This is a genomic window from Mesorhizobium ciceri biovar biserrulae WSM1271, assembly GCF_000185905.1.
GTDB classification, from domain to species: Bacteria; Pseudomonadota; Alphaproteobacteria; order Rhizobiales; family Rhizobiaceae; genus Mesorhizobium; species Mesorhizobium ciceri.
On the sequence record NC_014923.1, the window covers coordinates 2,600,715 to 2,620,451 of the forward strand.

A 19,737-nucleotide genomic window follows, 5' to 3' on the forward strand; every position below is an offset into this window, starting at 1 on the left:
CGCTTGCAGGCGCTACTTCAGGGCCTCATTTGGGCGGCCAGCTGCCCTGGGCCTTGAGGTCGTCGAAGATGGTCTGGATCGATGCGGCGGCGTCTTCGGGCGTCGTGGTGCCGCCGACGATGCCGGCGATTGCCGAAGCCGTGGCGCTCGCGACCTCCGATGGCCAGATCCAGTCGAGGAACTTGATCGTGTTCGGGAAGGCCTGCTTGCGCAGTTCGACGGCATAGGCATCGTCGACCTGCGGCACGCCCTTGATCGAGGCCGCGATCGGCTGTTCCGGCGCGAGGTAGAGCGTCGCGACTTCAGGCCGTGTCAGATATTCGATGAATTTGACCGCGGCATCGAGCTTCTCGGGCGGGATCGAGGAGGCGACGCACATGCCGTTGTCGGCACCGCCGCCATGGCCAGGCGCGCCCGGCGTTCCGTCCATTTTCGGAAAGGCGAAGACGCCCCATTTGAAGTCCTTGACGCTCGACTGGAGCGACGGAATTTCCCAGGTGCCGCCATAATACATGGCGCTCTTGCCGGCGGCGAAGGCCGCACGCATGCCGTCCTGGTCGACGGAAAGCGAATCCTTGGAAAGGATGCCATCATCGACCCATTGCTTGATCAGCTTGAACCCCTCGACATCGGGCGCGTCGGTGAACTTCGCCGTGCCCTCGAGGTTCTTCTGCGTCTTGCCGACCGGGTCGCCCGATGCCTGCGAAAAGGTCTCGAAGTACCACATCGGCCACATCACGGTGTTCGAGCCCTGATGCAGCAAAGGGATCACGCCCGCGGTCTTGAACTTCGGCACGGCTGCCTTCAGGTCGTCATAGGTTGGCGGGACAGGAATGGCGAGCTTCTGAAAGAGATCGACATTGTAGAAGATCGTCGATGTCGACAGCGTCGAGATCGGCACGCCATAGACTTGCCCGTTGACCGTGAAGGCGCCAAGTGCAGCGGCGTCGATCCTGTCCTGGAACGGCTTGATCTTGTCGGTAATCGGCATCACCAGTTTGCGCCTGACATAGGCACCATTGGTGTAGAAGGCCGGGCAGGCGATCAGATCCATTTCCTGATTTGCAAGTTTTGCGGTCATCACGCGCTGAATGGAATCGGTTTGTGGCCCCTGGGCATCCCACTCGATCGCGGCGACGTCGGGGTTGGCCTTGAGGAAGCCGTCGATAACCTGCTGCTGGATTTTCTTCTGCTCGTCCGGCGGCTGACGCGGCGCGAGTTCGTCGAGCGCCGAGCCGCCGAAAATCTTGAGCGTGATCCCTTCGGCGTGGCCGATGCCGGGCACTGTAATCAGGCCGAGGCCTAGCAGTGCGGCGGCAAGGATGGGAGCGGCGGGACGTTGTTTCGGACGATGGGTCACTCTCTGCTGAAGGGGCATCTGGCTCTCCTTTACGCCAATGCCGAGGGGCAACCTCGGGACCAATATCGTTGATGGTCATATGATCTTGGTCGCCTGTTGATGTTTTTGTCAATCGGCAAGAATGCCTATTATTTCATCGATCGCACCGCCCCCTTTCGTGTTCGGCGTGGCCCGTGCGGTGTTCGATTTGCTTGAGCATTGATCTGCAAGAATTCGGCAAACCAATTGTCGGATGCCGGCCGCTCCCGCTAAAGGCCAAGCCCCATTCGCGATCTACTTCACGCCGATGCCGGCGGTCAGGCCGCCATCGATCTTGTAGTCCGCGCCAGTGCAGAAGCCGGCCTTCGACGAACACAGGAAAGCGATAAGTTCGGCCACCTCCTCCGGCTCGCCGATGCGCCCGATGGGGTGCGCTTCGCCGAAGCGCTTGTAGGCGGCCTCGACATCGGCGTCCGTGCCGTTCTCGCCGCGGGCGGCCTTCTCCAGGATCGGAGTGCGGATCGAGCCGGGGCTGACGGAATTGACGCGGATGCCGGAGCGCGCATGGTCCAGGGCCAGGGCACGCGTCAGCGTGTGGATGGCGCCCTTGGTGGTGGCATAGGCGGCGACGTTTTGCTGGCAGGCAAAGCCCTGCACCGAAGCGACGTTGACGATGGCGCCGCCGCCCCTGCGGACCATTTCCGGGATGCCGAAATGCGCGGTCAGATAGATCGACCCGACATTGACCGACATCGCCTTGTTCCAGGTCTCGAAATCGGTGCTGACGGCGGTTCCGTACGGATGCACCGCCGCCGAATTGACGACGATATCGAGGCCGCCGAACCGCTCCACGCCGGCCGCGACCGCGTCGCGAACCTGATCGGGCACGGAGACGTCGGCGCCTATCACCAGCGCCCCGGCTCCGGAGCTTTCCAGTTCCGCTTTCAACGCAGCGTTGGCCGCGCGGTCGATGCCGCAGGCGATGATCGCGGCGCCCCCTGCAGCGAGGCGTCTGGCGGTTGCGAGGCCAATCCCGGTTGTCCCCGTCACCAAGGCAACCTTGCCGTCGAAATCCTTCATTGGGAAAACTCCTTCATTCGCTGTCCGAAACCGGTTCCTAGTTTGACACCCATTGTGGTCCAACAATAGGTTGCCATCCTCTCGCAGAAGGAAGCGGCAATGGAACAGTGCTGGCGCTGGTATGGACCAAACGACCCGGTAACGCTCGATCATGTCAGGCAGGCCGGTGCGACCGGCGTGGTGAGCGCCTTGCACGATATCTATGACGGGCGCGCCTGGCCGCTCGAGAGCATTCTGGAGCGCAAGCGTGTCATCGAGGCCGCCGGCCTGACATGGTCGGTGGTCGAGAGCATTCCGGTCCACAACTCCTTCAAGATCGGCGCGCCGGAACGCGAGCGCTACGCCGGCTACTATCGCGACTCAATCCGCGCGCTCGCCAAGGCCGGCATTGCGACGGTCTGCTACAATTTCATGCCGGTGGTCGACTGGACCCGCACGGATCTCGCCTATCGGCTGCCGACGACGGGCTATGCGCTGCGTTTCGACGCCATCGATTTCGCAGCCTACGACCTGTTCGTGCTGAAGCGCGTCAATGCCGAAGCCGGCTATACCGCTGCCCGTATCGCCGAAGCGGAAGCGCGGCTGAAGGAATTGAGCAGCGAAGCGATCGACAGGATCGAACGCAACCTGATCGCCGGCCTGCCGGCGACCGAGCGCAGCTATGACAGGGACAGTTTTCGCGAGGCCCTGGCGGACTACGATGCGATCGGACCAAAGGAGCTGCGCCAAAACCTTGCCTGGTTCCTGCGCGAGATCATTCCGGTGGCCGAAGAGGAGGGGGTGCGCATGTGCATCCATCCCGACGACCCGCCCTTCTCGCTCTATGGCTTGCCACGCATCGTTTCGACAGCCGAGGATGCGCGTTTCATCCTTAACGCCGTCGACAGCCCCGCCAACGGCCTGACGTTCTGCACCGGCTCTTATGGCACGCGGGCCGACAATGACATCGTCGCCATGGTCAAGGAATTCGCCGACCGCATCCACTTTGTCCACCTCCGCAACATCACCATCGAGGATGACGGCTCGTTCTACGAAGCCGAGCATCTCGAAGGCGGCACCGACATGGCGCATGTTATCCTCGCTCTGATGCAGGAAGAGGCGCGCCGTCGCAGGGAAGGCCGTGCCGACTGGCGCATTCCGATGCGACCAGACCATGGCCATCTGCTTGCCGACGACATCGGCAAGACCAGGATCAACCCCGGCTATTCGCTGATCGGCCGGCTGAAGGGCCTCGCCGAGCTGCGCGGCATCATGCGCGCCATCGAGCGGTTCGAGCTGGCTTGAAGCCGTCTTGCCGGTCGGCTGGCGGGATTTACAGACGATCACGCGCGATTGCGCTTCCGCTGCGACTTATACGCTGTCGCACTGGAAAGTGCGGTCCACGAGAGGCATGGCGGGTAAAGCACTTGTCGGGAAATTATTTGCCGACAGGTCATAATATGCAGCGCTGACGTTCTTCCATCCGGCCCGGATTGGACTTCCTGTTGCTTTGATCGGCACGCCTTGCGTGTCACTTTGAGATGCATTCATGCTCGAAGCTCTTGCCGGTGGTCGCTTCTACTTCTCCTAAGCCAGGGCAGAGAAAAGAAGGAAGCTGACCATGCCCAGAATTGTGCCGGTGCTTGACCTGAGCCGCCTCGAACAAGGTGCGTCCGAGTATCGTACCTTTCTCCTGGACCTGCGTACGGCAGCCCGGGACGTTGGCTTCTTCTATCTCAGCGGCCACGGAATTTCCGCCCCGGAGATCGACGACGTGCTCGATGCCTCGCGACGGTTCTTCGCGTTGCCGGAGGCCGACAAGCTGGCCATCGAAATGGTCAAGTCCCAGCAGTTCCGCGGCTACACCCGCGCCGGCGGCGAACTGACCAAGGGCGCGGCCGACTGGCGTGAGCAACTCGACATCGGCGTCGAGCGCCAGCCCATAGCGCAGGGACCTGGAATTGCACCGTGGACACGGCTGCAGGGGCCGAACCAGTGGCCGTCTGCACTGCCGGAGCTCAAGCCGGCACTGCTTGCATGGCAGGCCAAGGCGACCGCGGTGGCCATTCGGCTGCTGAAAGCCTTCGCACTATCGCTCGATCAGCCCGAGGACGCCTTCGACGCGATCTATCGGGACTCGCCCAACCATCGCATGAAGATCGTCCGTTATCCCGGCCGTGACGCGACCGAAGGCGACCAGGGCGTCGGCGCGCACAAGGATGGCGGTTTCCTCACCCTGCTGCTGCAGGACGACAACAAGGGCCTGCAGGTCGAATATGACGGAAGCTGGGTGAATGTGGATCCGCTCCCTGGAACGCTGGTCGTCAACATTGGCGAACTGCTCGAACTGGCATCGAATGGGTATTTGCGTGCCACCGTTCACCGCGTCGTGACGCCGCCTGCCGGCGTCGAGCGGATCTCCGTTCCCTTCTTCTTCAGTGCGCGGCTGGACGCGACCATACCGCTTCTGACCCTGCCCGAGGAATTGGCGGCCGAAGCGCGCGGGCCGGCAAGCGATCCGGACAACCCCTTGTTCCGCGATGTCGGCACCAATGTGCTCAAAAGCCGACTGCGTTCCCATCCCGACGTGGCACGCCGCCATTATGCCGATCTTCTCCAGGCCGGAGCGGCGGGCTCGTGAGCTCAGCTCTGCACGAATTTTTGCCGTTTCATATGTTTTTTGGAATGCCATTCGTCGCCAAGGCTTCGAGATAGGCGCAAAAAGGTAAAATCGTTTAGCGGTTTCCTCCCATTCCGCTGGACGGTGTTCCCCTCTGAAGGTTCAAACCTTCTTTTGGCCGGGCCGCATTCGAGCCCGGCCATTTTTTGTCCTGGTCCCGGACAGCGCAAAACCTATGCTGCAAAAGGCCGGTGTGGAGGAACAGGATATCTTCCCGAGTTGCGCGGACCGTCCGATCCTGAGTTTAGGATTCGAGCGCTAGTGCTCGACTGTATCGATCGGTCGAAACGACTTTCATGACACAAAAACAATTGCACCTCGGCGCCTTCATGCGCCCCGTCAGCCTGCATACCGGCGCCTGGCGCTATCCGGGCGCCTATGCCGACGCCAATTTCAATTTCGCGCATCTGAAGCGCTTCGCCCAGACCTTGGAGGCGGCGAAGTTCGACGCCTTCTTCATGGCCGACCATCTGGCCGTTCTCAACATGCCGATCGAGGCGCTGCGGCGCAGCCACACGGTCACCTCGTTCGAGCCGTTCACGCTTTTGTCGGCGCTCGCCGCCGTCACCGACCATATCGGGCTGGTCGCCACCGCATCGACCACCTTCGACGCGCCCTATCATGTTGCCCGCCGCTTCGCCTCGCTCGACCATATCAGCGGCGGACGCGCCGGCTGGAACATCGTCACCACGTCCAATCCGGATGCGGCGCTCAATTTCGGCCTCGACGAGCATGTCGAGCATGACGAGCGCTACCGGCGGGCCCGGGAATTCTACGATGTCGTCACCGGCCTGTGGGACAGCTTTGCCGACGATGCCTTCATCCGCGACGCCGAAAGCGGGTTCTATTTCGACCCGGCCAGGCTGCATGTGCTCGACCACAAGGGTGAGCATCTCTCGGTGCGCGGCCCACTCAACATCGCGCGGCCAATCCAGGGCTGGCCGGTCATCGTGCAGGCCGGCGCCTCGGAGGCAGGACGCCAACTGGCGGCGGAGACAGCGGAGGTCATTTTCGCCGCCCATGCCGATCTCGCGGCGGGGCAGCGCTTCTTCGCCGACGTCAAAGGCCGTGCGGAAAGGCTTGGCCGGTCGCGTGACGACATCAAGATCCTGCCCGGCGCCTTTGTCGTTGTCGGCGACAGCGTCGAGGACGCGCAGGCCAGGCGGGCGAAGCTCGACAGTCTCGTCTACTACGAGAGCGGCATCGCCTCGCTGTCGATCGCCATCGGACATGACGCGTCCGGTTTTGATCCCGACGCGCCCTTGCCCGAAATCCCCGAGACCAATGCCTCGAAGAGTGGCCGCGAGCGCGTCATCGAACTGGCACGCGAGGAGAACCTGACCGTCAGGCAGCTTGCGCAAAGGCTGGGCGGCTATTCCGGCCTTGCTTTTGTCGGCACGCCTGAAACAATCGCCGACGAGATGGAGGAATGGCTGATCGGCGAGGGTTCCGACGGGTTCAACATCATGTTTCCATACCTGCCCGCCGGGCTCGATGATTTTGCCGAGAAGGTGGTGCCGGAATTGCAACGGCGAGGGATCTTCAGGCGGCAATATGAAGGGTCGACACTGCGCGAGAATCTCGGCCTGAAGCGTCCGCCCAACCGGTTTTTCGAGTAGAGCCTTCTTCGCAGGGAGATTTTCGATGTCGATCCAGTCCAACACCCGCATCGTGCTCGCGGCGCGGCCACAAGGCCGGCCAAAGCCGGATGATTTCCGCATCGAGACGGTTGATGTCGTCCAGCCGGGAGAGGGCGAACTGCTGCTGCAGATCCTCTATCTGTCGCTCGATCCCTATATGCGCGGGCGCATGAACGCTACGAAATCCTATGCCAGGCCCGTCGATGTCGACGGCGTGATGGAAGGCGGTACCGTTGCGCGCGTCGTGATCTCTCACCACCCGGAATTTACCGAAGGGGATATCGTGTTGTCCCATTCCGGCTGGCAGAGTTTTGCCTTGTCCGACGGTGTCGGGCTGCGCAAGCTGGATCCCGCTGCGGCACCCATCACTACGGCGCTTGGCGTGCTCGGCATGCCGGGCTTCACGGCCTATGCCGGTCTGCTCACCATCGGGCAGCCGAAGCCTGGCGAGACGGTCGTCGTGGCGGCCGCCAGCGGCGCGGTCGGGTCGGCCGTTGGCCAGATCGCGCGCATCAAGGGCGCGCGTGCCGTCGGCATTGCCGGCGGTGCCGACAAGTGCGCCTTCGTGCGAGACGAACTCGGCTTCGATGCGGTCGTCGATCACCGTGCCGATGATTTTGCCGAGCAGTTGAAGGCAGCCTGCCCCGGTGGCATCGACATCTATTTCGAGAATGTCGGTGGTCCTGTCTGGGACGCGGTGTTTCCGCTGCTGAACGAATTTGCGCGTGTGCCGGTCTGCGGGCTGATCGCGCAGTACAACGTCATCGCGGATGCCGGCGTCGACCGGTTGCCGGTATTGATGCAGCAAGTGCTGCACCGCAGCCTGACGATCAGGGGGTTTATCCAGCGTGAATTTGTCGACCAGCGCCCGGCCTTCTATCGTGAGATGGCCGAATGGATATCGTCCGGCCGCGTCCGCTACAGGGAAGATATCGTCGATGGCATCGAAAATGCACCACAGGCCTTTCTCGGCCTTCTCGATGGCAAGAATTTCGGCAAGCTGATCGTGCGTATCGCGGAATAAATGCCGCGCAACGATCAGGCGGGGCTGCTTGGGTAATTTCTGCCGCAGCCGTGGCCGCGGGGCGTGATTGCCAGCAGCCGCCGATCAGCCGGTTGCCGATGACGCTGAGCGGCGAGAAACGCAACTTGCCGATCTGGGCGATGGTCGCGGCGTCGCGCTCGCGCAGGCTTGGATTGCTCACGGCTCGGTTTCTGTCTCGAGTGCCGGCAGTGCCGCCGCCAGCCGGTCCGCCCATTCCTCGATGCCGGACCGTGTCGACAAAAGATCCTGCCGGATCTCGACGAGGACGGCGGCGATGCCGCGATCGTCGCCATGGATGGGCACGGCGTAGTCGGCGTCGCGGCTGATTACATAGGGCACGTTGGCCGCGACATTGAGCGCCGCATCGGTGCGCAGGCCCGAAAGGATCGCTTCGGCGAGACCTCTTGCTTGGTCATGCAGCACGCCGGCATGCCAGGGCCTGCTGACGCCGAGGAAGACCGGCGTGAAAGAATGGATCGTCACGATCCGCGTCTGCCGGCCTGCTTGTGCCCGGCGGTCGAGATAAGCGGTCACCCGGTCATGGAACGGCGAAAAGATGATCTCGGCGCGCCGGGTCCGCTCCGCCGCATCGATGCCGACATTCCCGGGAATGTCGGTGTCTTCCGACAGTACCGGAATGCTGCCTGGCGTGCCCAGTGGCCGGTTGAGGTCGATCAGCAGCCGCGAATAGCCGCTGAGGAAGGCCGGAGCATCGAGCTTCGACGACAGCAGGCGGGTCACTTCGGCGGCGCCGATATCCCAGGCGATGTGGCGCTGCAGATGGTGGGCATCGAGGCCAAGCTGTCGATACTCGACCGGCATGTGGTTGGACGCATGCTCGCACAACAGCACGATATCGGAACGGCCGTGCTCGTTGAGGGCCTCGACGGCCTCGGGCCAATCTTTTTTTGTCACTGCGGTCATCAATAGAGCGTCCGGTAGAGATCGCAGATGGAGGCCGGATCGAGACCGGCAAGACGCTCGGCTTCATGTCGCTTGAGGCCGACGAAGGTTTCGATGAAGACGGGCGCGAACCATCCCGTCACGGTGCCGTCGGCCAGCAGCGCGTCCAGTGCCGCGGGCAGGGTTTCGGGCAGGCGCACCAGACCAAGACTTGCCCGCTCCGCCTCGCTCATCAGTGTCGGGTCGCCGGTGACCAAAGGTGGCGACGGCAGGCCCGCCTCCAGCCCCTCCAGCCCGGCGCGGATGATCGCCGCCAGCGACAGATAGGGATTGCCGGTGGCGTCGGCGGCCCGGTATTCGATGTTGTATTGCCGCGCCGGATCCCGTCCGCCGATCGTCACCGTCGGGCAGATGCGCAGCGACGCCTCGCGGTCGCGGTCGGCAAGCCAGGTGTAGGAAGAACTCCAGCTGTGCGGCTTCAGCCGGTAGAAGGACGACACGCTCGACGCCGTCATGGCGGTCATCCCAGGCAGATGGCGCAGCACGCCGGCACAGAAGGCGCCCGCTTTGGCGGAAAGGCCGCCCGCCAGTGCCGGATCGTAAGTCATCGGCTTGCCGGCCTCGTCGACGAAGCTGAAATGGATGTGGACGCCGTTGCCGACGGCGGTTGGCGCTGTCTTGGGGGCGAAGCTCGCACGCCAGCCGGCATTGCGCGCCAACTCGCGCGTGATTTCGCGGATGGCGACGGCGCGGTCGGCCGCCGTCAGCGCGTCCGCCGGCTCGTGCGTCACCTCGAACTGCTCGTCGCCGAATTCGGCAATGACCACCTCGGGCGCGACGCCGGCTTCCTCGAGCGCCGCCATCAGATTGGGCGCGAAAGGGTCGGCGCGGCGCAGTGCGGCGAAAGACATTGAATGCGCCTGTGCGAAGCCGCCGTCGGCGACGTTGAATTCATGCTCGAAGGCGGCGATGACCGACAGGCCGGTTGCGGCTTTCAAATCGGCCAGCGCGTCTTTGAGCATCGTGCGGGTGCAGCCGAGCCATGGGCTGCCGTCGAGCTCGACGATGTCGCCGGCGACCATGTCGAACGGCGTTGCCGATCCGGTGCGTGTCGTGCGAAAGCGCGCCTCGAGATCGGGGATCAGCCGCAGGTCGCCCGACGAGCCCCAGGGGTTGGGATCGACGATCGAGTTGAACGGTGTCAGCGACAGATTGGCCTGCAGCCAACCGACGCCGGTCGTGGCGGTCTTCTGCAACTTGCTTTCGGCAACGAAACGGCCCCGCGTGACGGCGGAGAGATCCGTGGTGACGACGGCAACCAGAGGCTCGACAGTCGATGTCATGCCGGTTTTCCCAAAGCGTTGAAGCGGTCGACGACCGTGTCGGTGTCAGCCACCCAGCAGTAGCCGCCGAAGGCCTTGAGCGCGATGTCGTGGCGTTCCTGGGTGATGGTGGCGCAGGCATCCGATACGCAGGTGACAAGATAGCCGCGGTCGGCGCCGTCGCGCACCGCCATGTCGACGCATTGATCGGTCAGCACGCCGACCACGACGAGATAGCGGATGCCGAGGTTCTTGAGGAGATAGTCGACATTGGTCGAATTGAAGATGCCCGACGACGTCTTCGGCAGCATGATCTCGTCGCCAACCGGCGCCAGCGATGCCACCGGCAGTCCTTCGGGGAGACTGGGCGCAACATGGATCGGTGTCAGCTTGTGGTCGAGCGAGCGCTCACGGCCGTCTTCGGTCAGGCTCTGAATGATGGTGTGCAGCACCTCGACGCCATTGGCCCGCGCCGCCGCCAGCAGGCGCTCCTGGTTGGGGATCGTCTGCGAGGATGTCTGCCGGTAAAAATAATGATCGGGGCCGCGTTCCGGATGCGATGGATCGGCGCCCGGCTCCAGCCAGATGCGCTGCATGTCGACGAGCAGCAGTGCCGTTTCGCCGGCACGGAAGGCTTCGTCTCGTTTGGGTAGGGCCTGGGTCATGCTTTGTCGTCCTGCTTTACTGATTTGGGTCCCGGTGTCTTGCGGGGGCCGGGTGTTTTGCGCGCGCCGTTCTCTTGCGGGTCGCTGTCGAGCGTCACGGCATTGGCATGCCGCACCTTTTCGAGTCGCTCGATGCGGGCGCGGGCCTCGTCGCCCAGCGTCGAAACGATATGGGCGACCAGCGCTTCCATCTGTGCGATCGCCGGCGCCAGCGTGTCGTAAGGTGAGGCGACTTCGAGCGGGCTGACGATGGTGACTTCGGCGAGATCTGATATCGGCGACAGCCATTGGTCGGTGAACAGGAGGATGCGCACATCGAGGGCCGCCGCCTGTTTTGCATAGGCCATCACATCGAGCTGGTAGCGGCGGTAGTCGAAGACGACGAGCACGTCGCGCCGGCCGAGGTCGGCCAGCGTGTCGAAGATCTGCGGAGAGAGCACGCCGAGATCGCGAACCCCGGAGCGGAACTGCACGAGATAGCCGGCCAGCATGCCGGCGATGTGGCGGCTGAACCGGCCGCCAACCAGCACGACCTCGCCCTTGGCCTCCATCAGCAAGCGGGCCGCCCGCTCGTATGTCTGGACGGGTGTCGCGGCGGTGGCTTTCTGCAAGGCCGTGGTGACGCTATCGAGATAGGCCAGCACGGCGCTGTCGTTGGAACCGCTCTGCCGCTTGGCCTCCATCATCAGCAGCGGCGAGTGCAGTCTTGCCTCGACTTCGGCCAGAAGCCTCGCCTGGAAATCCGGAAACCCTTCATAGCCGAGCTTCATCACCAGCCGCACCACGGTTGGATCGCTGACGCCAGCGCGCCGGGCGAGCGATGAGGCGGTGCCGAGGCCGGAGGTCGGATAGTCCGTCAACAGCAGTCGGACGATCTTCTCCTCCGACGGCGTCAGCGCAAGATCCCCGCGCATCAGAACATCGCGTATCGCCATGGGCCTCCCCGGAATCCGTGTTCTCTTGTTTTGTCGAGTTTATTACAGAGATTTAAATCTCGGTCAACAATGAAGAGATATTGACATTGCGCGATCGCTGGCCCTACCTTGTCGAAAAGCAGCCAAGAGACTGTGGGGAACAGCCATGCGAAATGGAAGCGACGTCATCGTCGTCGGTGCCGGTATTGTCGGATCGAGCGCGGCTTATGATCTGGCCAAAGCCGGTGTGAAGGTCACGCTGGTCGAGCAGACCCATCCCGCCGGCGGCCCGTCGGGCAAATCGTCGGCGCTGCTGCACGCCTTCTACCTGATGCCGGAACTGTCGCAGCTATCCATCCGTGGCCGAGAGATCCTGGTGTCGCTGCCCGAAATCGCTGGCGAAGGATCCTTTGTCACCGAAATCGGCATGATGTGGGTCTGCGGCAACGACAACAAGGCGAGCTGGACGTCGGCAGCCGAACGCATCCGCGGCGAGGGCGCGCGCATCGAGACATTGTCGCCGCAGGCCTTTGCCGATGCCGCACCGGGCTTTGCGCTGGACAATGTCGCCGTCCTGGTATCCGCGCAATCCGGTGCGCGACAGCGCGCCGACCTGGAACTTTGCCGTCGTGCATTGTCATGGGCATCCGGTGCCGCTCGACGATCACGGCACCGCCCGGCATCTCCTGCAGCTTGTCGATGTGCTGGAGAAGGATCGCGACGATCGCTGGCGCACGCGTGAGCTCGGACCAGGCGGCATGGAGCGGCGCATACCTGGTATCATAGGGTTTGACCTGCCGATCGGGCGGCTCGAAGCCAAGTTCAAGATGGGCCAGGATGAGCGCCACTACGACACAGGCGGAGCCATCAGGGTGCTGGAGCAAAACGATCCGGCGCTGGCAACGATGATGAAGGCACACAACGCGCATCGCCAGGACTGACCGCCTGCATGCGGCAAGGAAAAGAAAAATGATCCCCAATCTCAACATCGTGCCCTTCGTCAGCGTCGACCATATGATGAAGCTGGTGCTGAAGATCGGCGTCGAACGCTTCCTCGTCGAACTCGCCGGCTACATCGAGGATGATTTCCGCCGCTGGGAGCTGTTCGACAAGACGCCGCGCGTCGCCTCGCACAGCGCCGAGGGTGTCATCGAACTGATGCCGACCAGCGACGGCGAGGTCTACGGCTTCAAATATGTCAACGGCCATCCCAAGAACATGCGCGAGGGACGCCAGACCGTGACCGCCTTCGGCATGCTCGCCGACGTCCACAATGGCTACCCGGTATTGCTGTCCGAAATGACCATCCTGACGGCGCTGCGCACGGCGGCGATGTCGGCTCTGGCCGCCAAGTATCTGGCGCCGGCCGGCTCCAGCTGCATGGCGCTGGTCGGCAACGGCGCCCAGGCCGAATTCCAGGCGGTGGCCTTCAAGGCGCTGCTCGGCGTCGACAGGCTGAGGCTTTACGATATCGACCGCACGGCCACCGAAAAATGCATCCGCAATCTCGCCGGTCTCGGCTTCGACATGATCGCCTGCGGCACCGCGCAGGAGGCAGTCGAGGGGGCTGACATCATCACCACCGTCACCGCCGACAAGCAGTACGCCACCATCCTCACCGACAACATGGTCGGCTCCGGCGTGCACATCAACGCGGTCGGCGGCGACTGTCCCGGCAAGACCGAATTGCATCGCGATATCCTGCTGCGCTCAGACATCTTCGTCGAATACCCGCCGCAGACCCGCATCGAGGGCGAGATCCAGCAGCTTGCGCCGGATCATGAGGTGATCGAGCTGTGGCAGGTGATGTCAGGCGCCGTGCAAGGCCGGCGCGATTCCGGCCAGATCACGCTGTTCGATTCGGTCGGCTTCGCCATCGAGGATTTTTCGGCGCTGCGCTATGTCAGGGATCAGCTGCGCTCGACCGGCCTCTACCAGGAACTCGACATGCTGGCCGACCCCGACGAACCGCGCGACCTGTTCGGCATGCTGTTGAGGGCGGCCCAGCAGGGTTGAGGCATAGAGTGTTCAGCCAGCCGAACCCCACATGGCATCCGGCACCACCACCAGCTTGCCGACGAAATCCTTGGCAATGAAATCCGCCTGCGCATGGTGGAAATCGGAGAGCTTGTAGACGCCACCGACCAGCGGCCGGATTTTCTTCGCCTCGATGTAACCAACGATGCGACGGAAATCCGCGCGCGTGCCCTGGCTCGAACCATGCAACTGCAACTGCTTGAGATACATGGTCCTGAGATCGAGTTGCACGACCGGACCGGCAATCGCGCCCGCGGTCGTGTAGCGGCCTTCGGGCCTGAGAATACGCAAGAGGTCGTTGAAGATCGCGCCGCCGACCAGGTCGGCCACCACGTCGATCGGTTGGCCGCCGGTCGCTTCAATCACGGCTTGCGGCAGGTCTGCGACGCCACGGGTGATGACCGCCTCGGCGCCGATGTCCAGCACCGCCTGTTCCTTGCCCTTGCCGACGACGGCATAGGGAATGGCGCCGCGCGCTCGTGCCAGTTGTACGATGCCGGAGCCGACGCCGCCCGAGGCGCCGGTGACCAGCACGCGCTCGCCGGCCTTCAAGCCGGCGCGCTCCAGCATCTGTTCACCGGTCAGGTAAGCGCAGCAGAAGGTGGCGAGTTCGACGTCGCTCATGTCGGTATCGACGACATGCGCATTCTCGGCCGGCACGGCCTGGTATTCGGCGTAGCCGCCGTCGCGGCCGTGGCCCATATAGTCGATGTCGGCGAGCGAATCGTCGTCGCGATTGTAGATGGAGAAATCGACCATCACCCGTTCGCCGATACGCTCCGGCGACACGCCTTCGCCGACGGCGGCGATGGTACCGACGGTGTCGGTGCCCTGGATGCGCGGGAAAACAAGCGTGTTGCCCTGGCGCCGCCATGTCGACACGGCGGCAGCGTCCTCCTCCGTGCCATAGGCGCCCTGGCGCACCCAGACATCGGTGTTGTTCATGCCGCAAGCGCTGACCTTGACCAGCACTTCACCTGGCGCAGGCGCGGGCACTTTCACATCGCTGCGGTAGACGAGTTTTTCCGGCCCGCCGTGCCCGACAAGCAGCACGGCGGCCATGGTGGCGGGGAGGGTTCTGGTCATGGCATTCATAGTCGATCTCAGAGATTGGCAAACACGCTCTTGACCGCATCGGCGGTCTTCGACACGACGATGTCGGCTTCCTCGCGGGTCAGGCAGAGCGGCGGCGCGAAGCCAAGAATGTCGCCCTGCGGCATGGCGCGTCCGATGACGCCGCTTGCGGCAAGCGCTGTCGCCACCTGCGGTCCGATCTTCTGCGAAGCGTCGAAGAACACCCGGTCGTCCTTGTCGGCAACGAATTCCACCGCTGCCAGCATGCCGTCGCCGCGGACGTCACCAACATTCCTGTGGCCGCCGACCGCCTTGGCCAGCTCGGCGCGGAAATAGGCGCCGGTCTCCTTGGCATTTGTCACAAGATCCATCTCGTCGATCAGCTCGAGATTGGCGACGCCGGCGGCAACGCAGATCGGATGTGCCGAATAGGTCCAGCCATGGCCGAGCGAACCGAGCTTGTCGGAGCCCTCAACCAGCACCTGCCACATCTTGTCGGCGACGATGACGCCCGACAGCGGCGCATAGGCCGATGTCAGGCCCTTGGCGATGGTGATCAGGTCCGGCTTGATGCCGTAATGGTCGGAGCCGAACATGGTGCCCAGTCGGCCGAAGCCCGTCACCACTTCGTCGGCAACCAGCAGCACGTCGTACTTCTTCAACACCGCCTGGATCTTTTCCCAATAGCCGGCCGGCGGCGGCACGATGCCGCCAGTGCCGAGGATCGGCTCGCCGATGAAGGCAGCGACGGTTTCCGGGCCTTCGGCCAGGATCATCTCCTCGAGCTTGTCGGCACAATGCTGCGAAAACTGCTCCTCGCTCATCGAGCGGTCGGCGCGGCGGAAGTAGTAGGGTGCCTCGGTGTGCAGGATCGGCGCGCGCGGCAGGTCGAAGGCGTTGTGGAAAAGGTCGAGCCCGGTCAGCGATCCCGTCATCACGCCCGAGCCGTGATAGCCGCGCCAGCGCGAAATGATCTTCTTCTTCTCCGGCCGGCCGAGCACGTTGTTGTAGTACCAGATCAGCTTGATGTTGGTTTCGTTGGCATCCGAACCGGAGAGGCCGAAATAGACCCGCGACATGCCCTGCGGCGCGCGATCGATGATCATCTTGGCCAGCGTGATCGAGGCCTCGGTACCGTGGCCGACATAGGCGTGGTAATAGGCGAGGTTCTTCGCCTGGGCGGCGATGGCGTCAGCGATCTTCTGGCGGCCGTAGCCGACATTGACGCAATAGAGCCCGGCGAAGGCATCGAGGCTCTTCCTGCCATTGTTGTCCCACACGGTGACGCCTTCACCGCCGGCCATGATGCGTGTCGGGCTTTCACCCCGCGCGTGCGTGCCCATATGGGTCGAGGGATGGAAGAAGTGGTCGCGATCCCAGGCGGCGAGTTCGTTGGACTGGTCGAGCATTTTTTGACTCCTTTAGGGATGGCAGGACGAACCTAGGCGACGTCCAGACAGAGATACTTCAGATCGGTGAAGGCTTCGAGCCCGTGGCGCGAGCCTTCGCGCCCGATGCCCGATTGCTTGACGCCGCCGAACGGGATCGGCGCGCCGGTGATCTTGACGCGGTTGATGGCGACCATGCCGTAGTCGAGCGCGCGGCCCATGCGCTGCTGCCGGCCACCATTCTCGGTCACGACATAGGCGACGAGGCCATACTCGGTGGCGTTGGCGCGGGCAATCACGTCATCCTCGCTGTCGAACGGCGTCACGGCGGCAACCGGGCCAAACGTCTCCTCGCGCATGATCAGCGCTTCGTCACTGACATCGGCCAGCAGCGTCGGCTGGTAGAACAGCGGGCCGGCCTGGTGCCGCTTGCCGCCGGTGAGGCAGCGCGCGCCGTGAGCGATGGCATCGGCGATCTGTTCCTCCACCTTCTTGATGGCGCGCTCATGCATCAGCGGCCCGATGTCGATCTTCTCGGCTAGGCCATTGCCGGTCCGCAGCGTCTCGATGCGCTTGGCGAAGGCGGCGCAGAACCGATCGTAGATCGGACGCTGGACGTAGATGCGGTTGGCGGCGAGGCAGTCCTGGCCCGACGTGGCGAATTTGGCGTCGATGGCGATATCAACCGCTTTGTCCAGATCTGCATCGGCAAAGACGATCAGCGGGGCATGACCGCCAAGCTCCATCACCAGCCGCTTCATGGTCGGCGCGCTCTGGGCGGCGATCAGCCGGCCGATCTCGGTCGAGCCGGTGAAGCTCATGGCACGCACGCGCGGATCATCGCACATCCGGCCAACGATCGTCGAAGCCTTGCCGGTGACGATGTTGAAGACGCCCACGGGCAGGCCGGCGCGCTCGCCAAGTTCGGCCAGCGCCAGCGCCGACAGCGGCGTTTCCGAGGACGGATGCGCGACGATGGTGCAGCCGGCGGCAAGGGCGGCGGCTGCCTTACGGGTCAGCATGGCCGACGGAAAATTCCACGGCGTGACGACGCCGACGACGCCGAGCGGCTCGCGCCGCACCATCATCTCGGCGTTCGGGAGATGGCTGGTGACGCTCTCGGCGTTCAGGCGTTTTGCTTCTTCGGCATACCATTCGACGAAGGAGGCGGCGTAGTCGATCTCGCCCAGTGATTCCTGCAGTGGCTTGCCCTGTTCAAGCGTCATCAGCAGAGCCAGATCATCCTTGGCGCCGACGATCAGCTCGAACCATTTTCGTAAAATTGTCGAGCGCTCCTGCGGCAACAGCGCCCGCCAGGCCGGGAAGGCGCGCGCCGCGGCATCGATCGCCTTTGTCGTCTGCCGGCCATCGAGCGCGGCGACGAAAGCGACGGTCGTGCCGGTGGCCGGATCGGTGACCTCGAAGCTTTCGGCAGCCTCGCTTGCGGTCCAGTGGCCATCGACATAGGCGAGTTCGCGCAGCAGCCGGCGGTCGGCGAGGCCGTCGAGCGCTTCATGGCGATGCGAGCGGGCGAAATGCGCGGACATGGTCAAAGCCTCCCGGTTCGGACTGATGCGGGAAGACTATCCGCCCGATGCAGATAGAGAGGCTGTTTGGAAGTCCTGGCGTAGAGAGACTCTCTCTATCGGGTTGCCCGGCGAGAGAATCTCTCCGCTCCTATGACGACGCCGGCAAAAGCTCTGCGATGGGCAGCGCCACCTCGTCCTTCACGGTCTTGATGACGATGTAGGTGAAGTAACGATCGATGCCGATCTCGCGGTCCAGCAAGCCATCGACCAGCCGCTGATAGGCGTCGATGTCGCGCGCCATTACCTTCAACAGATAGTCGACGCCGCCGCCGACAGACCAGCAGGCGACGATCTCGGGAACATCGCGTATAACGCGCTCGAAGCGGTCGAAATCGGCCTGGCGGTGGTTGGCCAGCGTCACCTCCATCAGCACGGTGGCAACGGGTGCCACGACGCGCATGGCGATCCTGGCGTGATAGCCCGAGACGATGCCGGCCTTTTCCAGCTTGCGCAACCGCATCCAGCACGGCGTCGGAGACAGGCCGACCTGCTCGGCCAGCGCCAGCTTGGTGATGCGCCCGTCGCGCTGGATGGCGTCGAGGATTTTCAGGTCGATCGGGTCGAGTTTCGCTGATGTCATCAGGGCTCACTTTTTCGTCGAGTACCATGACGGCGCATTATTTCGATTGTCAATTGCACTGATTTCGATCTCTAATAAGTCATGACATTGTGGCAACCCGATCCCGCGCTTATCCGGCGGCCGGCCTATCAGTCGCTGGCCGACCAGTTCGCGCGCGCCATCCATGACGGACGCCTTGCCAATGGCGCGCGGTTGCCGACCCATCGCAGGCTGGCCGACGACCTCAAGCTTTCGGTGCAGACGGTCAGCCGCGCCTATGAGGAACTGATCCGGCGCGGCCTGATTTCGGGCGAGATCGGCCGCGGCAGCTTCGTCCAGACGCAGCGCCGCGAGCCCGAGCCGCCCTATCTGCCGGAGCGGCTCGGTGAAGTCATCGACCTTTCGATCCTGAAACCGGTCTGCGAGCCGATGCATCTTGAGCGGCTGAAGCAGGCACTGGGATGGCTGGCCGAGAACCTGCCGTCGAGTTCAGCACTTTCGTTCCGGCCCAACATGGTGTTTCCCCGCCACCGCGCGGTGGCAGTCGAATGGTTGAGACTGTGCGGCCTCGATGCATCGCCGCAGAACGTCAGCCTGACCAACGGCGCCACCGCCGGCATGACAGTGGCGCTGATGAGCGTCGCGCCGCCGGGCTCTACGGTCGCCACGGAGGCGATCGGCCACCATACGCTGGTGCCGTTGGCACGCTATCTCGGCTTCAACCTGGAAGGCCTGCCGATCGACGACAACGGCCTGATTCCGGAAGCGCTGGATGAGGCCTGCCGGCTTTCCGACATCCGCGCGGTCTTCGTGCAGCCCTCGGTCATCAATCCGACGGCGACGCTGATGGATGCGCGGCGGCGAGAAGAGATCGCGGCGGTCGCGCGCAAGCACGATATTGCCATCATCGAGAACGATGTGCTGGGTCCGCTGGTCGAAGACCGGCCGCCGCCGGTTGCCGCGTTCGCGCCGGAGCGCACGCTCTACGTCACCTCCTTCACCAAGATCACCGTGCCCGGCCTGCGCATCGGCTATCTGGCCGCACCCGACCGCTACGTCGCCGCCGTCGCCAACCGGCATCTGGTTTCGAACTGGATGGCGACGCCGCTGGTGGCCGAGATCGCCACCAAATGGGTGACCGACGGCACGGCGATGGAGCTTGTCCACTGGCAGCGCGCGGCTTTGCGGCGCCGGCAGGATATTGCAGCGCAGGTGCTGGCGGGGGTCGACTATCGCGCCCGGCGAGACGGGCTGCATGTCTGGCTTCAACTGCCCGCGGACCGTGCCGAGGAAAGCTTTGTCGCCCAGGCCCGCCTGCAAGGCGTGGCTATCGCGCCCGGAACATCCTTCCGTATTTCGGGTGCGCCCTGGCACCCGGCGGTGCGTATCTCGCTGGGTTCGACCACCGAGGGGGAACTGCGCGCCGGCCTCGGCGTTGTCACCAAGCTGCTGCTTGGCGATCCGGAGCATCTGCTGCTCGCAATCTAGGTCCGGTTTGCCCGGAAATTGTGCGGAATCAGAAT

17 protein-coding genes and 2 pseudogenes are annotated in these 19,737 nt (G+C 63.7%); 9 read left to right on the plus strand and 10 right to left on the minus strand.

The window, feature by feature from the left end; translation table 11 throughout:
* Nucleotides 1–25 precede the first annotated feature (25 nt).
* Both MESCI_RS12505 and MESCI_RS12510 read right to left on the minus strand, forming a co-directional pair.
* Nucleotides 26–1,378: an extracellular solute-binding protein gene (locus MESCI_RS12505; RefSeq protein WP_013530310.1), complete on the minus strand. Its 1,353-nt coding sequence runs from the start codon at nucleotides 1,376–1,378 to the stop codon at nucleotides 26–28.
* A 255-nt stretch (nucleotides 1,379–1,633) separates the two neighbouring features.
* Entirely contained in the window at nucleotides 1,634–2,419 is a 786-nt protein-coding gene (locus tag MESCI_RS12510; protein WP_013530311.1) for an SDR family NAD(P)-dependent oxidoreductase, read from the minus strand.
* A 99-nt stretch (nucleotides 2,420–2,518) separates the two neighbouring features.
* Between MESCI_RS12510 and uxuA the strand changes: the two genes are divergently transcribed.
* From uxuA to MESCI_RS12530, 4 genes are all read left to right on the plus strand, one after another.
* Complete coding sequence (uxuA, locus tag MESCI_RS12515) at nucleotides 2,519–3,703, plus strand: mannonate dehydratase (RefSeq protein ID WP_013530312.1); 1,185 nt, start codon at nucleotides 2,519–2,521, stop codon at nucleotides 3,701–3,703.
* Between the two features lie 316 nt (nucleotides 3,704–4,019).
* The gene (locus MESCI_RS12520) at nucleotides 4,020–5,039 is read left to right on the plus strand and encodes an isopenicillin N synthase family dioxygenase (RefSeq protein WP_013530313.1); all 1,020 of its coding nucleotides are present in this window, start codon (nucleotides 4,020–4,022) and stop codon (nucleotides 5,037–5,039) included.
* A gap of 335 nt (nucleotides 5,040–5,374) precedes the next feature.
* Entirely contained in the window at nucleotides 5,375–6,697 is a 1,323-nt protein-coding gene (locus MESCI_RS12525) for an LLM class flavin-dependent oxidoreductase (protein WP_013530314.1), read from the plus strand.
* Nucleotides 6,698–6,722: 25 nt separating this feature from the next.
* Complete coding sequence (locus MESCI_RS12530) at nucleotides 6,723–7,742, plus strand: NADP-dependent oxidoreductase (protein ID WP_013530315.1); 1,020 nt, start codon at nucleotides 6,723–6,725, stop codon at nucleotides 7,740–7,742.
* A 177-nt stretch (nucleotides 7,743–7,919) separates the two neighbouring features.
* Here the strand turns inward: MESCI_RS12530 and MESCI_RS12535 are convergent, their stop codons facing one another.
* From MESCI_RS12535 to MESCI_RS12550, 4 genes are read right to left on the minus strand one after another with little or no spacing between them, the layout of a single operon-like run.
* A complete protein-coding gene (locus MESCI_RS12535) occupies nucleotides 7,920–8,687 on the minus strand; it encodes an N-formylglutamate amidohydrolase (RefSeq protein ID WP_013530316.1) in 768 nt (255 codons plus the stop codon).
* Nucleotides 8,687–10,009: a type I glutamate--ammonia ligase gene (locus tag MESCI_RS12540; protein WP_013530317.1), complete on the minus strand. Its 1,323-nt coding sequence runs from the start codon at nucleotides 10,007–10,009 to the stop codon at nucleotides 8,687–8,689. The genes MESCI_RS12535 and MESCI_RS12540 overlap by 1 nt, the downstream gene beginning before the upstream one ends.
* Complete coding sequence (locus MESCI_RS12545) at nucleotides 10,006–10,653, minus strand: cysteine hydrolase family protein (RefSeq protein ID WP_013530318.1); 648 nt, start codon at nucleotides 10,651–10,653, stop codon at nucleotides 10,006–10,008. Before MESCI_RS12545 ends, MESCI_RS12540 begins: the two co-directional genes overlap by 4 nt.
* Nucleotides 10,650–11,588, minus strand: a complete 939-nt coding sequence (locus MESCI_RS12550) for a MurR/RpiR family transcriptional regulator (protein WP_013530319.1) — start codon at nucleotides 11,586–11,588, stop codon at nucleotides 10,650–10,652. The genes MESCI_RS12545 and MESCI_RS12550 overlap by 4 nt, the downstream gene beginning before the upstream one ends.
* A gap of 145 nt (nucleotides 11,589–11,733) precedes the next feature.
* Between MESCI_RS12550 and MESCI_RS12555 the strand changes: the two are divergent.
* The 4 genes and pseudogenes from MESCI_RS12555 to MESCI_RS12565 all read left to right on the plus strand — a co-directional run.
* A pseudogene (locus MESCI_RS12555) lies at nucleotides 11,734–12,102 on the plus strand (FAD-dependent oxidoreductase); the annotation flags it as partial.
* A 28-nt stretch (nucleotides 12,103–12,130) separates the two neighbouring features.
* Nucleotides 12,131–12,313, plus strand: a pseudogene (locus tag MESCI_RS32600) (FMN-binding negative transcriptional regulator); the annotation flags it as partial.
* Between the two features lie 12 nt (nucleotides 12,314–12,325).
* On the plus strand, nucleotides 12,326–12,508 hold the full coding sequence (locus MESCI_RS32605) for a hypothetical protein (protein ID WP_245268646.1): 183 nt from the start codon (nucleotides 12,326–12,328) through the stop codon (nucleotides 12,506–12,508).
* A 28-nt stretch (nucleotides 12,509–12,536) separates the two neighbouring features.
* Nucleotides 12,537–13,583: an ornithine cyclodeaminase gene (locus MESCI_RS12565; RefSeq protein WP_013530320.1), complete on the plus strand. Its 1,047-nt coding sequence runs from the start codon at nucleotides 12,537–12,539 to the stop codon at nucleotides 13,581–13,583.
* A 12-nt stretch (nucleotides 13,584–13,595) separates the two neighbouring features.
* On the opposite strand, the gene MESCI_RS12570 is transcribed toward MESCI_RS12565, so the two are convergent.
* The 4 genes from MESCI_RS12570 to MESCI_RS12585 all read right to left on the minus strand — a co-directional run bounded on the left by MESCI_RS12570 (nucleotide 13,596) and on the right by MESCI_RS12585 (nucleotide 18,235).
* Nucleotides 13,596–14,699 (minus strand): alcohol dehydrogenase family protein, encoded by a 1,104-nt coding sequence (locus MESCI_RS12570; protein WP_013530321.1) that lies wholly within the window; start codon nucleotides 14,697–14,699, stop codon nucleotides 13,596–13,598.
* Nucleotides 14,700–14,707: 8 nt separating this feature from the next.
* Nucleotides 14,708–16,087 carry an aspartate aminotransferase family protein gene (locus MESCI_RS12575; protein WP_013530322.1) on the minus strand — a complete coding sequence of 460 codons (1,380 nt, stop codon included), beginning with the start codon at nucleotides 16,085–16,087 and terminating at the stop codon, nucleotides 14,708–14,710.
* Between the two features lie 32 nt (nucleotides 16,088–16,119).
* Nucleotides 16,120–17,613, minus strand: coding sequence for an NAD-dependent succinate-semialdehyde dehydrogenase (locus MESCI_RS12580; protein ID WP_013530323.1), 1,494 nt, complete (start codon nucleotides 17,611–17,613; stop codon nucleotides 16,120–16,122).
* Between the two features lie 130 nt (nucleotides 17,614–17,743).
* Entirely contained in the window at nucleotides 17,744–18,235 is a 492-nt protein-coding gene (locus MESCI_RS12585) for an Lrp/AsnC family transcriptional regulator (RefSeq protein ID WP_013530324.1), read from the minus strand.
* 81 nt (nucleotides 18,236–18,316) lie between these two features.
* Between MESCI_RS12585 and ehuR the strand changes: the two genes are divergently transcribed.
* A complete protein-coding gene (gene ehuR, locus MESCI_RS12590) occupies nucleotides 18,317–19,702 on the plus strand; it encodes a MocR-like ectoine utilization transcription factor EhuR (RefSeq protein ID WP_013530325.1) in 1,386 nt (461 codons plus the stop codon).
* The last annotated feature ends 35 nt before the right edge of the window (nucleotides 19,703–19,737 follow it).